General features: G+C 74.5%; 10 protein-coding genes and 1 pseudogene. 3 read left to right on the forward strand and 8 right to left on the reverse strand.

The genetic code is table 11. The features are described from left to right. Positions 1-73: 73 nt before the first annotated feature. The 6 genes from IH54_RS0107100 to IH54_RS0107125 form a co-directional block, all read right to left on the reverse strand. The gene (locus tag IH54_RS0107100) at positions 74-2,872 is read right to left on the reverse strand and encodes a DUF5682 family protein (RefSeq protein ID WP_031513945.1); all 2,799 of its coding nucleotides are present in this window, start codon (positions 2,870-2,872) and stop codon (positions 74-76) included. Beyond that, the gene (locus tag IH54_RS0107105; protein WP_031513947.1) at positions 2,869-4,014 is read right to left on the reverse strand and encodes an ATP-binding protein; all 1,146 of its coding nucleotides are present in this window, start codon (positions 4,012-4,014) and stop codon (positions 2,869-2,871) included. The genes IH54_RS0107100 and IH54_RS0107105 overlap by 4 nt, the downstream gene beginning before the upstream one ends. A gap of 81 nt (positions 4,015-4,095) precedes the next feature. Beyond that, a complete protein-coding gene (locus IH54_RS0107110) occupies positions 4,096-5,571 on the reverse strand; it encodes a vWA domain-containing protein (RefSeq protein ID WP_031513949.1) in 1,476 nt (491 codons plus the stop codon). Further along, positions 5,568-6,989: a hypothetical protein gene (locus IH54_RS0107115; protein ID WP_031513952.1), complete on the reverse strand. Its 1,422-nt coding sequence runs from the start codon at positions 6,987-6,989 to the stop codon at positions 5,568-5,570. Before IH54_RS0107115 ends, IH54_RS0107110 begins: the two co-directional genes overlap by 4 nt. Then, entirely contained in the window at positions 6,959-7,474 is a 516-nt protein-coding gene (locus tag IH54_RS0107120) for a hypothetical protein (protein ID WP_031513955.1), read from the reverse strand. The genes IH54_RS0107115 and IH54_RS0107120 overlap by 31 nt, the downstream gene beginning before the upstream one ends. A gap of 730 nt (positions 7,475-8,204) precedes the next feature. Continuing rightward, entirely contained in the window at positions 8,205-10,751 is a 2,547-nt protein-coding gene (locus IH54_RS0107125) for a glycoside hydrolase family 3 C-terminal domain-containing protein (RefSeq protein ID WP_107060121.1), read from the reverse strand. A gap of 402 nt (positions 10,752-11,153) precedes the next feature. Here IH54_RS0107125 and IH54_RS48060 point away from each other — a divergent pair. From IH54_RS48060 to IH54_RS0107135, 3 genes and pseudogenes are all read left to right on the forward strand, one after another. Further along, positions 11,154-11,639: pseudogene (locus tag IH54_RS48060) on the forward strand (discoidin domain-containing protein); the annotation flags it as partial. An 882-nt stretch (positions 11,640-12,521) separates the two neighbouring features. Beyond that, a complete protein-coding gene (locus IH54_RS48065; protein ID WP_420711717.1) occupies positions 12,522-14,213 on the forward strand; it encodes a discoidin domain-containing protein in 1,692 nt (563 codons plus the stop codon). Between the two features lie 220 nt (positions 14,214-14,433). Beyond that, positions 14,434-15,486 carry a LacI family DNA-binding transcriptional regulator gene (locus tag IH54_RS0107135; protein WP_031513961.1) on the forward strand — a complete coding sequence of 351 codons (1,053 nt, stop codon included), beginning with the start codon at positions 14,434-14,436 and terminating at the stop codon, positions 15,484-15,486. 20 nt (positions 15,487-15,506) lie between these two features. Here IH54_RS0107135 and IH54_RS0107140 read toward each other — a convergent pair whose 3' ends face one another. Both IH54_RS0107140 and IH54_RS0107145 read right to left on the reverse strand, forming a co-directional pair. After that, on the reverse strand, positions 15,507-16,211 hold the full coding sequence (locus IH54_RS0107140) for a 4'-phosphopantetheinyl transferase family protein (RefSeq protein ID WP_031513963.1): 705 nt from the start codon (positions 16,209-16,211) through the stop codon (positions 15,507-15,509). Beyond that, positions 16,208-17,074 carry a metallophosphoesterase family protein gene (locus tag IH54_RS0107145; protein WP_031513965.1) on the reverse strand — a complete coding sequence of 289 codons (867 nt, stop codon included), beginning with the start codon at positions 17,072-17,074 and terminating at the stop codon, positions 16,208-16,210. The genes IH54_RS0107140 and IH54_RS0107145 overlap by 4 nt, the downstream gene beginning before the upstream one ends. Positions 17,075-17,108 lie beyond the last annotated feature (34 nt).

Consider the following 17,108-nt stretch of genomic DNA (forward strand, 5'->3'; position numbering starts at 1 on the left):
GCGGCCCGGCGCCACGGGACATCGGTCAGGACCGCCCCGGCGGCGGGGCGGTCCTGACCGATGTCCCGGCGGGTCAGGCCCCGAGGATCTCCGCGAGGGCCGCTGCGGTCGCCGGGTGGCGGGCGGCGAGGACCGCGCCACCCGGGCCGGACTCGGCCACCACCCAGGTGACCTCGCAGCCCAGCAGCTCCGCGAGCGCGTCGCACGCCGCAGGGTGGGCGGCCAGCAGCGCGGCGCCGCGGGCGGCGGCGGGCGCGGCGGAGGGCGGCAGCAGGGCCGCGGGCTCCACCGCCCACGGCGGCACCCATGTGTCGAGGGCCGCGAGCCGGCCGGGGAAGACCCGCCCGGCCTCCCGGATCAGCAGCGGGGCCAGCTCCGCGCCGCCGGAGCGCAGCGTGCCGATCAGTGTCGGCAGCCACGGCAGCAGCACCGGGTCGGGCAGCACCGCGAAGGCGTCGGAGACCAGCTCGACCACGAAGTCCGCGAGCTGCGGAACGGGCTCCAGCGCGTGCAGGAAACCGCTGAGGTAGCGCGGGTAGGCAGGTACCACCAGCGGGTTGCCGAGCAGCCCGGCGCAGCGGGTGCGCAGCTCGGCCCGGGTCAGCCGCCCGAGCTGGAGCTGCGCCGCCCACAGCAGCGCGACCCTGGCCGGCTCCTCCGGGTGGGACTGCGCGACGGCCAGTTCCAGCTGCGTGCGGTCGCAGCCGAGCGACAGCGCCAGGCTCTCCATGCCGAAGAGGAAGCCGAGCGTCGCGGCGACCTGCCGTACCGTCGCGTCCTCGTCGGTGAAGGCGGTCGGCAGCAGCGTGCAGTAGTGCGCGTAGCCGGTCTTGACGAAGGACCCGATCCAGCCGGGCAGCGACGGCTCGCTGGTGCGGTAGTACGCGAGCAGCCGGCGGACCCGGCGCAGCACCTCGGGGGCGCCGTCCACGGTGCGCTCGGTGGCCAGCACCTCCAGGGCGCGGTTCCCCAGCTCGTCGGCGAGCCGGCGGCTGCGCAGGTGGAGCGTGGCGTCCTCGACGGCCTGCAGCACGCGCGCGGTGGTCGCCTGCGGCCCGTAGGCCTCGCGCCGCAGCCGCTGCTCCAGCACCTGCTCGATGCTCACGCCCTCGTAGCCCAGCTCGATCAGGGCCCGCTGGTGCGTGCCGAGGGCGACGTCCCAGGACTCCTGGATCGGCTGCTCGCCGAGCTTCCGCTCGCCCATGATGGGGCGGGCGGTGCCGTGCGGCATCAGGTGACGCAGCATCCACAGGACGTCGGAGCAGGCCTTGAGCTCCGGCTTCGACGCCATGTCCAGCAGCGCGCGCTGCACGCCGCGCTGCTGGAGCTTCAGGCCGAGCGGGGCGAGCCGGTCGTGGACGTCGCGGGCGAGCGGTGGAAGGGCGTCGTAGCCGACCTGGCCGATCCGGTCGCCGCCCATCATGATCTCGACGATCCGGCGCACGTCCCGGCGGCCCGGCACGGTGTCCTTCTCGATGCAGGTGACGGCCGCGTCCTGGAAGTCGTACGGCGTGGGCCTGGCGCGGTCGCGCATGCCGGCCAGCAGGATGGAGGTCTCGAAGACGGCGATGGCGTCGGCGGTGGAGGCGAGGTAGCCGTTGCGCCGGGCGGCGCGGACGACGTCGACGCTCCAGCCGAGCAACTCCTCCTCGTCCAGCCGGTCGAGGACCGGCGGGCGCTGCAGGAAGCCGCTGAGCCGGTCGGACGCCTCCGTGTCCGGCACGCGGGGCAGGGCCCGCGCGGCCTTGGGGAGCTTGCGGTCGCCGGCCTGCCCGGCGAGCCGGAAGGGCCGGACCCGGCTGCGCCTGACGTTCTTCGCCCACTGCGTCGCGGCGATCGACACCGACCCGGCGGCGAGCCCGAACTGTGCCTCGATCGCCGCGTGGCTGGACGGGATCAGACCGTACTGCCAGGTGCTCGCGCTGGGCGGGCTGATCTCGAAGGTGTCGCTGCCGTGCACGCCGAACTCCGGGACACTGCTGGCGGCGTGGAAGGCGCCGCAGACGTAGAGGCAGTCGGCCGGGTCGGTGCCGGTGGCCGCCAGATGTTGACGCATCCGCGTCCACATGTAGCGCTCGCGGTCCTCGTCCACCCGGACGCGGCCCGGGTCGCCGGGCGCGAGGCGCCGGAAGAGGCTGCCGATGAGCAGCATCACCTGGCGGTAGGTGTCGTGGTCGCTGTCGCCGAGCGGCACCTCGACGTACTGGTGCCACCACTCCGACCAGTGCCGCACCCGCCCGTGGTGCAGCAGGAACTCCTCCAGCTCGGCGAACCGCGGCCGCAGGTCGCCCACCTCCACCCCGACGGCGTCGCCGTGCAGCGCCGCCTCCTCCTCCGGGGCGGGCGCGCCCGGCTCGCCGTCGGGCTCGGCGGCGGGGCGCGGGCCCTCCGGCTGCCACTGGAAGACGTGGTCGCACGACCGGTCGACGAGCACCAGCTCCACGCCGGGGGTGTCCAGCGCGTACGCGACGGCCTGGTACTCGGCGGACGCCTCGGTGATCGGGGCGACGACCGACAGCGGCGCCCACTCGGCGGGGAAGCCGTCGACCTCGCTCGCGAAGGCCTGCACCGCCACCGGCAGGCGGCAGTTGCGCAGCTCGGCGAGCAGCGGCGCCATGTCCTCGCACAGCTCCAGATAGACCACCTTGGGCTGCTTCTCGCGCAGCCGGCGGGCCATGGCGACGGCGGAGGCCGGCGAGTGGTGGCACACCGGGAAGATCTCCAGCGGCTCGTGCACCGCGCGGTCGACGTCGTCGACGATGCCGAGCAGGATGCCCTCCAGGGCGTCCGGACCGTCCGCGAACTCGGCGGCGGCCTCCTGGAGCCGGCCGCGCAGCGCGTCGAAGGGCGCTGCCTCCTGCCCGCCGCTCACGACAGGGTGGCTATCGCGTCGCGGCCGCCGTCGAGGAATTCCGGCCAGGAGCCGCCCTGGTCCTTGCTGCGCGGCTCGACCACGCCGTGCAGGTACTTGTTGAGGATCGCCAGGTCCTCCGGCTGGCGCCTGGCCAGCGAACCGACGAGGGAGACGGCCAGGGTGCGGGCGGTCAGGCTGCGCTCGCCGAAGAAGGTGCTGTGGAGGATCGCGTCCTCCAGCACGCCGATCTGCTCGGCGGTGGACAGCGCGGACTCCAGCTTCTCGTCGTCGCTGCCCGCCGCGGCGGCCGAGGCGCGCAGATCGGCGAAGCTCTGGAGCAGCACGTCCAGCAGCGTCGGCGGCACGTCGAGGTCGATGGAGTGCCGGCGGAGCAGCTCCTCGGTGCGGAAACGGACGATCTCCGCCTCGCTCTTCTTGTTGGTCACCACCGGGATGCGGACGAAGTTGAAGCGCCGCTTGAGGGCCGACGACAGGTCGTTGACGCCGCGGTCGCGGCTGTTGGCGGTGGCGATGACCGAGAAGCCCGGCTTGGCGAAGACGATGTTGTCGGCGGTGCCGCCCTCCCCGACCTCCGCGGTGTCGCCGCCCAGCTCCGGCACCGAGATGTACTTCTCCGACAGGATGGAGATCAGCGCGTCCTGCACGTCGCTGGTGGCGCGGGTCAGTTCCTCGAAGCGGCCGATCGCGCCGGCCTCCATCGCGGTCATGATCGGTGAGGGGATCATCGAGTCGCGCGACTGGCCGCTCGCGATGACCTGGGAGACGTTCCACGAGTACTTGATGTGGTCCTCGGTGGTGCCGGCGGTGCCCTGGACGACGAGGGTGGAATTGCGGCAGATCGCGGCGGACAGCAGCTCGGCGAGCCAGCTCTTGCCCGTGCCCGGGTCACCGATCAGCAGCAGGCCGCGGTCGGAGGCGAGGGTGACGATCGAGCGCTCCACGAAGCTGCGGTCGCCGAACCACTTCGGGGCGATCTCCCGGTCCAGGCCGTCGGAGCGCTCGGAGCCGAGGACGAACAGCCGCACCATCTTGGGCGACAGCCGCCACGTGAAGGGCTTCGGGCCGTCGTCGACGGACTCCAGCCAGTCCAGCTCCTCGGCGTACTTGATCTCCGCGGGCGCGCGCAGCAGGTCGGACATGTCAGGGCCTTTCTCGCAAGAGGGTCGAACGTGTGAAGGGGCCGCCTTCGCGGCGGAGGTGGTCGGGCGGCACGGCCCGGATCAGGTGAGGAACGACTTCAGCTCGTGGACGAGCTTGCGTATGTGGCCGGACAGCACCGGCGTGCCCAGATCCTTGAAGCGCTCGCGGAACCACGGGTTGACGCTGCCGCGGCCGGAGCTGGTCACCGAGCCGACGGGGATGAACCGGGCGCCCGAGCGGTGGATCGCGGCCATGCTCTCGAAGAGCGGTTCGCTGCGCCATTCGTAGAAGTCGGAGATCCACACCACGACGGTGTTGCGCGGCTCGGCGATCAGCGGCTGCGCCAGGGCCATGGCGACCGTGCCGTCCGTGCCGCCGCCGAGGTTGGTGCGCAGCAGCGTCTCGAACGGGTCGTGCACCCACGGGGTGAGGTCGAGGGCCTGCGTGTCGTACGCGATCAGATGCACGTCGACCTTGGGCAGCCCGGCGAAGATCGAGGCCAGGATGGTGCAGTTGACCATCGAGTCGACCATCGAGCCCGACTGGTCGACCACCACGACCAGCCGCTGCGGTGTGGTGCGGCGGGCGGTCTGCCGGTAGTAGAGCCGGTCGACGTAGAGCTTCTCGTCCTCCGGGCTCCAGTTGGTGAGGTTCTTCCAGATCGTGCGGTCCAGATCCAGGTTGCGGAAGACCCGCTTGGGCGGGACGGACCGGTCGATCGCGCCGACCGTGGCCTTCTCGACCTGGGTGCGCAGCACCTCGGCGACCTCGTCGACGAAGCGGCGGATCAGAGCCTTGGCGTTGGCCAGCGCGACCCCCGACAGGTTGTTCTTGTCGCGCAGCAACTGCTCGATGAGCGACATGCTCGGCGTGAGCCGGGCGGCCAGCTGCGGATCGGCCAGCACCTCGCGCAGCTGCATCCGCTTGACGAGGTCGGCCTCGATCGCGGCCAGGTCCGGTCCGATGGCCGGGATCAGCCGGCTCAGGTCGGGTGCGCCGTGCCCGGCGCCCGTACCGGTCGGGCTGACGCCCCGGCCGCCGCCGCGCAGCTCGCCGGGACGGCAGCCGAGGGCGCGCTCAAGCCAGCCGGCGTCGGCCTGCCAGCGGGCCAGCTGGCCCGCGGTGACGGCCCCGCCGCCGGTCGCGAAGACGTTGAGCAGCACCTTGGAGACCAGGGCGGCGCGGCGCACCTCTGCTGCGCGGTCCCTGCCGTCGTCGGCATCGTCGGCGTTACCGCCGTCGTCGTCCGCATCGTCGACGTCGTCCCCGTCGTCCGCGCCGCTCCCGTCCGGCTCGGGTGGCCGCGGGACCATCAGGCCGTCGAACTCGGCCGCCAGCTCGGGGTGGCGCTGCACCAGGGAGTCGACGGACACCTGCGGGTCGAGGAGCGCTCCGGGCAGGCCGATGTCCTCGACGACGGCCAGGCTCGCGGACTCCAGGGCCGGCTGCTCCTCCTGGTCGAAGAGCCGGGCGAGCAGCCGCCAGTAGACCACCTGCCGCCGGGCGTCGTGGGCGGGCGCGGGCGCGGATTCGGGCGCGGTGTGCTGGTCGGTCATTTCCGCAGCAGCCTTCCCGCGCGCTCCCGCAACGCCGCGGCGGCGTCGGTGGCGGCCTTCTCCGCCTTGGCCCCGGTCTTGTCGGCGGTGCCGCCCGCCCACGCCCCCGCGTGCAGCGCGACGGGCTTCTTGCGGACGACGCTCTCGACGGCGAGCGGCTGGAGGCGGAAGGCGCCCGCGTCCCAGCGCAGCAGGCCGATGCAGGCGGCGGACTTCGCGACGGCCTCCGGCGTCAGCGGGCCGGCGACCGGGACGCGGTCGGTGTCGACGGGCAGCTCACCGCCCGCGAAGGTGAGGACCAGGCCCTTCTCCTCGTCCTGCGCGGCCGTGTAGCCCTCCACGAAGACCGGGACGGCGATCCGCGCCGGGTGCCGGTCGAGCGGCGCTGTCGCCAGGTCCGCGGCCGCGGGCATCGCGACCCTGGCCGTGCTGAACGCGTCGGCCGGCTCCCCCGGGCGGGCGCACGCGTCGTCCCAGACCAGATCGCCCTCGGCCGTGAGCGGCATGCCCGTGACGTCCATGCAGCGGCCCTCGCCCGCGGCGGCCAGCAGCGACATGTGCGGGCGCAGCAGCTGCCACAGGCCCGCGCCCACCACGGTCTCCGGCTTGGGCGCCGACACGCTCGCCCGCACCAGCAGCGCCGTGGACCCGTCGGCGGGCTCGAACACCGCATGCACCTGGGCCTGGACGGCCGTGGCGTGCTCGTGCAGGTCGACACCGAGCGGCAGCAGGCGGCCGGTCGCCCGGCCCCCGGCGGTCGCGCCGGCGGCGCCGGGAAGCGTCAGCAGCAGCGCGCGCGACCACAGGTCGGCCCAGCGGCGGACCGGGAGGCGCTCCAGGGCGGCGCCGGGGCAGCACGCGGCCAGCTCGTCTGCGAACCCGTCGAGGAGCGCGGCCAGGCGGCGCAGTGCCGGGTCCGGCAGCATCGCCGAGACGACCGGCGCGGCGCCCGAGACGACCTCGTGGTCCATACCGCGCCAGCCGCAGCGGGCCAGGTCCGACAGCCAGGAGCGGGCGGCCGCCAGGACGTTCACCGCCTGCTGCGCACCCGGCTCCGGGGCGGCGGGCTCGGCGGCGGACCGCCCCGTCGCCTCGGCCGCACGGGCGGCCAGTGCGTCGTGAACCGAGCCGAGCAGGGCGGTGCGGCCCGCGGCGAGCGCAACGAAGTGGTCCTCGCCCGCCGCCCCCGCCGCGGCCTTCTCCGCGGCCTCGGCGACCTTCCCGGCCAGCGGCGACCCGGCGAGCGCGCCCGCCAGGGCAGCCAGGCCCGCCGCCTGCGCGGGCTGCGGGCGCAGCAGGCCGGAGGCAAGCGCCTCGTCGAAGGCGTCGACGACGGCCAGGGCCTCGTCGAGCCCGTCGATCTCCTCGGCCAGCACGTCCGCCCGCATCACGCCACCGCCCTGGTCGGCGGGAACCACTGCATCTCCGGCAGCGGCGCGGTGGTCGGCGCCAGCTCCAGGTAGCTCAGCTGGCGCAGGAAGCGGCTGAAGACGGAGGCGGCCGCCGACGAGTCGCCCTGCTGCGGGCGGGCCTGCACCATCGGCGTGAGGACCGCGTCGGAGTCCGCCCCGGCCTCGACGGGATCCAGCCGCATGTAGCGGGCGACGCGCTGCGCGCCGTACTGGAGGACGGCCTCGCCGACGAGCGCGCGGATGTGGTTGCAGAACATGCCGCGCGCGCCGCCGCAGGGGCGGTTGTTGTTCGTGCTGCAGGTGAACGCGAACGAGCCCGCGGCGACCGACGAGACGTACACCCGCGCTATGTCCGAGCCGCTCGACACCACTCCCTGCAACCGCCCGTCGGCCAGCTCGACGAACGGCACCTTGGCGAGCTTGCGCGGACTGGCGGGCGCCACCACCCGCACCGTGCTGGATTTCCCCCAGTCGGGCTCCCACTCGGACAACGCGTCATCTCCTCTGCACACGCCGGGATTTGCGCGCCTGACCGGCGCGACACCACTGAAGGTAGTGGGAGGGTCTGACAACGCCGATCTTGAGCGGAGGCCCTGCCCGTCGGCCCCGGTGGGGGGCCGGACGCCGTCGCGAAACGGCCGCCGGGAAGGGACGTGAGGACCGCGGAAGGCGCCACCCGAGGGCCCCGCGGACGGGCCGGGGGCCGGAGCACGGCACGGGGCGGCCGGGAGCGGGCTCCGTGGCTGCGCACGGCGAAGCACGGGCCCGCCCCCTGGCCGCGCACGGCGGAGCACGGGCCCGCGGCCTGCGGCCCGCTGCCGTTCGGGGTCAGGCGGCGGCACGGGCACGCCGGAGACCGCCGGGCAGAGCCGCGGGAGGGCCCTGTACGGGCCAATCGTCAACGGGGAGCACCGGCCTCCGGGGCGTGTCCGCAAGGCCCCGTCGTCGGTCCGGAGGGCCGGGCCGGCGGGGGCCGGCGCTCCCCCGGAGCTTCGCCCGGGAGGCACTCCCGATCGCAGCTCGGAGGGGTCGTCCTCGTAGGGGGCCTGCTCGGACGAGCCCGGCAACGCGGGGCGCACCTCCCGCCGAGGGCAGGGGGCGCGTGTCGGGCGGGATTTCGCGGACACGCCCCAGGGTCGGAGTCGGCGGTGGGGTGGGGCGCCTCCCGCCGTCAGGAGCGGGAGGCGCCCCGGTCCGGGGTGGCCCCGGTGTGACGGGCGGTCAGGGGGCGAGCAGCGCGGAGAGCGGTTGCCGAGCGGCGGAGGGGCCGGCGTGCAGCACGTACGGGCCGGGGCGCGGCACCCAGCGGGCCTCCGCCGGCGACCAGCGCTGCAGCGCCCGCGGCTCGATCCGCACCTCGGCGACCGCGGACGCGCCGGGCGCCGCGTGCACGGCGGCGTATCCGGCGAGCCGCGGGCCGCCGTCGTCGTGCTCGTCCGGACCCGTCGTCAGATAGACCTGGACGACCTCCCGCCCGCCGCGGGTACCGGTGTTGCGCACCGTGACCAGGGCGGTCGCGCCCGGTCCTGCGGAGTCCGGCTCCGGCGGCCGCACCTCCAGCGCCTCGTACGCCCAGGTGGTGTAGCCGAGGCCGTGGCCGAACCAGTACGCCGGTTCCACTCCCGCGCGGCGCCAGGCGCGGTGGCCGACGTACGGGCCCTCCGCGTAACGCAGCACGCCGTCCGCGGGGGCCGTGGCGGGCAGCGGTGCGCCCGCGGCCCGCGCGGCCCAGGTGGTGGGGAGCCGCCCGCCCGGCTCGGCGCGGCCGAAGAGGACATCGGCGAGCCCGTGCCCGGCCTCCTGGCCCGGGAACCAGCACAGCAGCACTGCGGGAGCGCTCTCCCGCCACGGCAGCTCGACCGGGCCGCCCGCGTTGACGATCACCACCGTGCGCGGGTTGGCGGCGGCCACCGCCGCGACCAGCTCGTCCTGGCGGCCCGGCAGTGCGAGCGAGGTGCGGTCGGCGCCCTCGCTCTCGATCTCGTCCGTGGTGCCGACCACCACGACCGCCGCGTCGGCGCCGCGCGCGCACGCGACGGCCTCGGCGAAGGCCTCGTCCTCCGCGGGCTGCGGCGCGTCGGCGGCCAGCGCGACGGCCAGCCCCTGGTCCGGCCGCAGCTCCCGGGTGGCGACCAGGTGCAGCGGCTCGCCCGCGACGGCCTTGCGGACCGCGGTGCGGAAGGACGGCGCCACGTGCACGTACGTCGGGTCGTCGGATTCCGGCTCCACGACGGTGCCGATCAGCTCCTCGCCGTCCACGCGCAGCGCGACCGCGCCCAGGCCCACGACCGACAGCCGCCACTCCCCCGTGGCCGTGGGCGTGAAATGCGCGCTGACCTCGACGGACGCCGCCGTACGGGCCAGGTCCGGCGCGTCGCCGGGCTCCAGGACGCGGCCGCTGAGCCGGTGTTCGGCGCACAGCTCGGCGCCGTCGGCGGCCAGGTAGCGGACCAGCACCCCGGGGTCGCCGGTGCGCGGGTCGACGGCGTTGCCGGGGTGCAGCGGGGTCGGCCGGGTGCCCAGCCGCACGCCCTCCGCGTGCACCACCTCGGTGCCGGTGCCGGAGAGCGCTTCCCGGATACCGTCCAGCGGTGACACGACCGCCTCCGGGAAGACGCCCGCGCTGCCCCCGCCCTGCACCCGCGCCGCGGCGGCGTTCGGCCCGATCACCGCGAGCCGCGCGAGCAGGCCGGGTACGGCGGACGCGCCCGGGACCCCCGGGGGAACCGCACCGGGAGCCGCCGCCGGAACCAGCGGCAGCAACCCGCCCTCGTTGCGCAGCAGTACGCAGCCAGCGGCCACCGCTCGGCGCAGCAGGGCGCGCGGCTCGGCGGGCGCCGGGGCGGCCGGCGGCGGCCCGGCTCCTTCCAGCGCGCCGACCCGCGCGGCGAGCCGCAGCAGCCGCCGCACCTTGGCGTCCACCAGCTCCTCCGGAACCCGCCCCGCGCGTACGGCCGCGACCAGCGGCTCCCCCCACAGAGGGTGCGGGCCGGGCATCGCGAGGTCCTGTGCGGCGAGCGCGGCCGGCTCCGTACTGCGCACAGCGCCCCAGTCGGAGACGACGACTCCGTCGAACCCCCAGGAGCCCTTGAGGGGTTCGGCGAGCAGCGGGCTGTGCGACATCGTGACGCCGTTGACGCGGTTGTACGCGGACATCACCACCCACACCCCGGCGCGCACCGCGGCCTCGAAGGGGGCGAGGTAGACCTCGTGCAGGGTGCGCTCGTCGACGCGGGCGTCCAGGGTGAGGCGGTCGGTCTCGGAGTCGTTGGCGACGTAGTGCTTCGCCGTCGCGGCGACTCCGCCGGCCTGCACGCCGCGGATGTAGGCGGCGGCGGTGCGGCCGACGAGGAGCGGGTCCTCGGCGAAGCACTCGAAGTGGCGGCCGGCGGCGGGGGTGCGGTGCAGGTTGAGGGTCGGGGCGAGCAGCACGTGGATGCGCTTGCGGCGGGCCTCGGCGGCGAGCAGCCCGCCCAGTTCGGCGACCAGTCCGTCGTCCCAGGCGGCGGCGAGCGCGGTCGGGGAGGGCAGCGCCAGCGCGGTGTCGCGCTCGTCCCAGCGCTCGCCGCGGACACCGGCCGGGCCGTCGGAGAAGCCCAGCGCACGCAGGCCGACGGCGGGTTCCGGCGCGGTGCGGAAGGTCCCGGCGCCGGACAGCAGCCGGATCTTCGCGGGCAGGTCGAGCCGGGCGACGAGGGCGTCGAGCCGCTCGTCGGTGAGCGCGGGTGCGGTGGCGGGCGGCACGGGCACGGGCCCTGGGGTGATCATGGTCATCCCTTCATGGCCTTCCGTGCGGCGCCGCCCGCGGCGTGACGGCCCATCGGCGGGAAGGCCGCGGTGAGCGGCAGGCTGGGGACGAGTGGTCCGGATGGCGTCAATATGTGGGAGAGCGCTCTCCCACACGGCCACCCTGTCCGCCCGCCGACCGGGTGTCAAGCCCCGCCGCAGCCCGCGGCGCGGCTCGCCGCGACCCAGCCGCCGGCGGCCCGCCACGGCCCCCTCACCCGCCCCACGAGAGGCCGTTCACGTCGCATCCCTTGACACCCCGGAAACCATGGGGCAACCATCGGGGGCCACTGAGAGAGCGCTCTCCCAGATCACATTTCCCCTCCCCCACCGCAGTTCTCCCCCCACCTCCTCCACCCCCACCCCCCACCGCTGGAGTCCGTCATGAGAGCGTCACCCTCGGCACGCTCGCGGGCCGGAGCCCTGCCTCCGCCGCTGCGTGCCGCCTTCCTGCTGCTGGTGGCCACCGGCCTCGCGCTCTACGCGCTCGCCGTCCCGGCCGCCCCCGCGCACGCCGCCGACGCCCTGCTCTCCCAGGGCAAGCCCGCCACCGCCTCGTCCACCGAGGGCGCCGGCTACCCCGCCACCGCGGCCGTCGACGGCGACCCCGCCACCCGCTGGGCCAGCGCCTGGGCCGACCCGCAGTGGCTCCAGGTCGACCTCGGCACATCCTCCACCGTCAGCAAGGTCGTCCTGACCTGGGAGAACCCGGCGAAGGCCTACCAGGTCCAGGTCTCGGACGACGCCACCCACTGGACGCAGATCTACGCCACGAACGCCGCGCCCGGCGGCACCGAGACGGTCACCGCCACCGGCACCGGCCGCTACGTCCGGATGAACGGCACCGCCCGCAGCAACGGCTACGGCTACTCGCTGTGGGAATTCCAGGTCTACGGCACCGCGGGCACCGGCAGCGGCAACGGCGGCACGACGTCCGGCGGCGCCAGCGGCGGCAGCACCGGCACCCCGCCCCCCGGCGACTGGACGACCCTCTGGAGCGACGGCTTCGACGGCGCCGCGGGCACCAAGCCCGACGCGGGCAGCTGGATCACCGACACAGGCACCGCCTACCCCGGCGGCCCCGCCGGCTGGGGCACCGGCGAGGTCGAGACGGCCACCGACTCCCCCGCCAACGTCGGCCTCGACGGCAGCGGCCACCTCAGCCTGACCGCCCTGAAGTCGGGCGGCTCCTGGACCTCCGGCCGCATCGAGACCAGGCGCACCGACTTCCAGGCCCCGGCCGGCGGCCGGCTGCAGATCTCCGCGACGCTCAAGCAGCCCGACGTCGCCAAGGCACTGGGCTACTGGCCGTCCTTCCGCGCGATGGGCGCCGGCTACCGCGGCAACGTCAACACCTGGCCCGCGGTGGGCGAGAGCGACATCATGGAGGACGTCAACGGCCGCAGCCAGCTCTCGGCGACGCTGCACTGCGGGACCGCCCCCGGCGGCAACTGCGCCGAGTACAACGGCCTGACCAGCGGCCTGGCCACGTGCGCGGGCTGCCAGACCGGTTACCACACCTACTCCGAGATCATCGACCGCACCACGTCCGACGAGCAGATCCGCTGGTATCTCGACGGCAACCAGGTGTGGCAGGTCAGCGAGTCGCAGGTCGGCGTGTCCACGTGGGACGCGGCCGTGCACCACGGCGTGTACCTCGACTTCAGCCTGCGCATCGGCGGCTCCTACCCGAACGCGGTGTGCGGCTGCACCTCGCCCACCGACGACACCTCCTCCGGCGGCGTGCTGAGCATCGACAGCGTCACGGTGTCGCAGACCACCGGCAGTGCCCCGGCCCCGCTGACCGACCCGCCGGTGCCCACCGGCGCGAGCAACGTCCGCGTCACGGGCGGCCAGGGCAACTGGCAGCTCACGGTGGACGGCAGGCCGTGGCAGGTCAAGGGCGTGACGTGGGGCCCGTCCGCGACCACCGCCGACGCCCACATGCGCGACCTGAGGTCGATGGGCGTCAACACGCTGCGCACCTGGGGCACCGACGCCGGCAGCAAGCCGCTGCTGGACGCGGCTGCGGCGTACGGGATGAAGGTCGTCAACGGCTTCTGGCTCAACCAGGGCGCGGACTACGTCAACGACACCGCGTACAAGACCAGCACCCTCAACGACATCAAGAACTGGGTCAGCACCTACAAGAACCATCCCGGCGTGCTGATGTGGGACGTGGGCAACGAGGTCATCCTCACCACCCAGGACCACTACTCGGGCGCGGCGGTCGAGCAGCAGCGCATCGCCTACGCGCAGTTCGTGGAGCAGGTGGCGCAGGCGATCCACGCGATCGACCCGAACCACCCGGTGACGTCGACCGACGCGTGGACGGGCGCGTGGCCGTACTACAAGCAGTACACCCCGTCCCTCGACCTCTACGCCGTCAACTCCTACGGGGCGGTCTGCAACGTCAGGCAGGACTGGGTCTCGGGCGGTTACAGCAAGCCGTACATCGTGACGGAGTCCGGCGAGGCGGGCGAGTGGGAGGTGCCGAACGACGCCAACGGGGTGCCGACCGAGCCGACGGACGCGCAGAAGCGCGACGCGTACACCTCGGCGTGGAACTGCGTCGTCGGGCACACCGGTGTCGGGCTCGGCGCGACGATGTTCAACTACGGCGAGGAGAACGACTTCGGCGGCATCTGGTTCAACCTCCGCCCGGAGGGCTGGAAGCGGCCCGCGTACTACTCGGTCGCCAAGGACTACGGCGGCTCGCCGGGCGCGGACACCCCGCCGTCGATCGGCTCGATGACGCTGTCGAACAGCTCGTCGGTGCCCGCGGGCGGCACGTTCACGGTGTCGGCGAAGGCGACCGACCCGGACGGTGACCCGGTCCGGTACAACCTGATGTACTCGACCAAGTACGTGGACAGCACGACGGGCCTGCGCCAGGTGGCCTTCACTCAGACCGGCGACGGGCAGTTCACGGTGACCGCGCCCACCACACTCGGGGTGTGGAAGGTGTACGTCTACGCCTACGACGGCCACGGCAACCTCGGCGTGGAGACGAGGTCCTTCCGGGTGGTGGCGCCGAAGGTCGACGGTACGAACGTCGCCCAGGGCAGGCCCACGACCGCCTCGACCTACCAGTCCGACCCGACGGGCGGCTGCCCGTGCACGCCGGCGATGGCCACCGACGGGAACATGACGACCCGGTGGGCGAGCGAGTGGAGCGACCCGCAGTGGATCCAGGTCGACCTGGGCGCGCCGACCGCGGTCAAGCACGTGCAGCTGGCCTGGGAGGCGGCCTACGGGAAGGCCTACCAGGTGCAGGTGTCGAACGACGGGAGCAACTGGACGACCGTGCACTCGACGTCGGCCGGGGCGGGCGGGGTGGACACCCTGGACGTCAGCGGCACCGGCCGGTACGTGCGGGTGACGATCACCGCGCGGGGCACGGCGTACGGCGACTCGCTGTACGAGTTCGGGGTGTACGCGTGAGCGGCGGACCCGGCTGACCCGGGGCGGGGTGCGGCGGGCCTGTGGGGGTCGCCGCACCCCGCTCCCGTTGCCGCGGCAGGACCGGGCAGGGGCGATGACGCCTCCGTACGCCCCCCGCGTCCCGGCCCGTGCGCGCAAGGCCACCGCGGGGTGCCGGTCCGTGCTGTGGCCTGCACCGAAGGCCGGAGAGCGCTCTCCCGCTCATGGTATAACTGCACCCATGACGAGCAGCCGTCCCCCGGGGCCGCGCCAGCCCACTCTGGAAGACGTCGCGCGGTCCGCGGGGGTGTCGCGGGCGACGGTGTCGCGCGTGGTCAACGGGACGCGCAACGTCGATCCGGAGATCCAGCGGATCGTCCAGGAGGCGGTCGCGGCGACCGGCTACGTGCCCAACCGCGCGGCCCGCACCCTGGTCACCCGGCGCACCGACTCCGTCGCGCTGGTCTTCTCCGTCCCGGCGCACCGCACCGCCGACGACCCCTTCCTGGGCCAGGTGTTCAGCGACCCGTTCTTCGGCCGGGTGGTCGGCGGCCTGCTGACGGTGCTGCGCCCGCGCGGGGTGCATCCGGTGCTGATGCTGGCCGACTCCGAGGACGCGCGGCACACGCTCGTGGCCAACCTGCGCCAGGAGCACATCGACGGCGTGGCGCTGGTGTCGATAGCGCCCGGTGACTCGCTGCCCCTCCTGCTGACCGAAGCGGGCCTGCCGACGGTGCTGTTCGCGCGCCCCTCCACGCCGATCCCCATCAGCTACGTGGACGTGGCGCAGCAGGCGGGCGCACGGCTCGCGGCCGAGCGGCTGCTGGCGCGCGGCTGCCGCCGTATCACCACGATCGCGGGCCCGTTCGACTCCCCCGCGGGCCAGGACCGGCTGGCGGGCTTCCGGGAGGCGATGGCCGAGCACGGCTACGCGTACGTGCCCAGCGTGGAGGGCAGCTTCACGCAGGCCGGCGGCGAGCGTGCGATGCACGAGCTGCTGGAGCGCTACCCCGACACCGACGGGGTGTTCGTCGCGAACGACCTGATGGCGCAGGGCGCCCTGCTGGTGCTGCGCGACCAGGGCCGCAGGGTGCCCGACGACGTCGCCGTGATCGGCTTCGACGACAGCAGCGCGGCGCAGGCGTCCCGCCCGCTGCTGACCACGATCCGTCAGCCGGTCGAGGACATGGCGGCGGAGATGGCCCGCCTGCTGCTCGCCCGCATCGACGACCCGCGGCAGGACACCCGTTCGGTCATCTTCAGGACGACGCTGGTGGAGCGCGACTCGGGCTGACGGACCCGGTGGCCGGGCGGTCAGGCCGCCGGTTCGGTGCCGTCGGCCGGGACGGCGATGGCCGTGACGAGGAGGCCGTCGCGTACGGCCCAGCGGCCGGTGAAGACGTCGGGGCCGACGCCCTCGGCGAGGAGGGGGCCGGGGACGAGGACGCGGGCGGTGTAGCTGCCGCGGTCGGGTGTGCCGGGGTCGGTGGCGAGCAGCAGTTCGGCCTCGTCGAAGCCGAGCATGCGGTGGTGGTAGGGATACCAGGCCTTGTAGACGGTCTCCTTGGCGCTGAAGAGCAGCCGGTCGAAGTGGACCGAGGGAGCGCTCCGCACGAGTTCGGCGAGCCGGGCGCGCTCGGCGTCGGTGGCGAGGACGGCCTCCAGGACGCCTTCGGGCAGCACGTCGTGCGGCTCGGCGTCGATGCCGAGGGCGAGCATGTCGGCAGTGCGCGCGACGGCCGCGGCGCGGTAGCCGTCGCAGTGGGTGATGCTGCCGACGACGCCGTCCGGCCACTGCGGGGCGCCGCGCTTCGGGTCGCGCAGGATCGGCCCCGGCGGGATGCCGAGCTGCCCGAGGGCGTCGCGCGCGCAGGCGCGCCCGGCGGCGTACTCGCGGCGCCGCTTGTCGACGGCGCGGGTGACGGCGGGCGTCTCCTCGGGGTGCAGTGGCGCGTGGTCCAGCTCGCCACCGTAGGCGGCGCGGTGGAAGACGGCCGCGGGCAGGACGAGTTCGATCACCGGCGGGCCGCCTGCCGCGGGCCGGCGAGGATGCGGCGCAGGCCCGCGGGTCCGCTCTCGCGGCGGCTCCACTCGCGCGGGTAGCCGAGCGAGACCTCGGTGAAGCGGACGCCGTCGCGCCAGATGACGCGCGGGATGTGCAGATGGCCGTAGACGACCTCGGTGGCGCGGTAGCGGGTGTGCCAGTCCTCGGTCTGCTCGGTGCCGCACCACAGGGCGAACTCCGGGTAGGTGAGGATCTGGGTGGGCTCGCGGTGCAGCGGCCAGTGGTTGGCGAGCACGGTGGGCAGTGACGGGTCGAGGGCGTCCAGCCGGCGGGCGGTCTCGGCGACGCGGGCCCGGCACCAGTCGTCGCGGCCCGGCAGCGGGTCGGGCTGCAGGAACATCTCGTCGGTGCAGACGATGCCGGCCTCGCGGGCCTGCGCCAGCGCCTCGTCCTTGGTGCGGGCGCCGGGCGTGCCGTCCCGCCAGGTGTAGTCGTACAGCAGGAACATCGGCACGACCGCGACCGGCCCCTGCGGGCCCTCCCACACCGGGTAGGGGTCCTCGGGGGTGATCACGCCGAGCGCGCGCGCCTCGTCGACGAGGTGGCGGTAGCGGCGCTCACCGCGCAGCTGGACCGGGTCCTGCGGGTGGGTCCACAGCTCGTGGTTGCCGGGGAGCCAGATGACCTTGGAGAAGTGGCGGGTCAGGGTCGTCAGCGCCCAGGTGATGTCCGGCGTCAGCTCGGCGACGTCCCCGGCGACCAGCAGCCAGTCGTCGTCGTGCTCGGGCCGCAGGCGCTCCACGATCTGCCGGTTGGCCTCGTACCCGACGTGCAGGTCGCTGATCGCGAGCAGATGCGCCCCGTCAGGGCCTGTCATGGCGACTCCGTCCCCGTGGTGCCGGCAGCAGCGC

Source organism: Streptomyces sp. NRRL F-5123 (genome assembly GCF_000721495.1).
In the GTDB taxonomy this organism is placed as follows: Bacteria; Actinomycetota; Actinomycetes; order Streptomycetales; family Streptomycetaceae; genus Actinacidiphila.

Excerpts from the sequence above, each read along its gene's own strand:
- IH54_RS0107105 (WP_031513947.1), bottom strand. The coding sequence starts at position 4,014 with ATGTCCGACCTGCTGCGCGCGCCCGCGGAGATCAAGTACGCCGAGGAG.
- IH54_RS0107110 (WP_031513949.1), bottom strand. The coding sequence starts at position 5,571 with ATGACCGACCAGCACACCGCGCCCGAATCCGCGCCCGCGCCCGCCCAC.
- IH54_RS0107125 (WP_107060121.1), bottom strand. The coding sequence starts at position 10,751 with ATGATCACCCCAGGGCCCGTGCCCGTGCCGCCCGCCACCGCACCCGCG.
- IH54_RS0107135 (WP_031513961.1), top strand. The coding sequence starts at position 14,434 with ATGACGAGCAGCCGTCCCCCGGGGCCGCGCCAGCCCACTCTGGAAGAC.
- IH54_RS0107145 (WP_031513965.1), bottom strand. The coding sequence starts at position 17,074 with ATGACAGGCCCTGACGGGGCGCATCTGCTCGCGATCAGCGACCTGCAC.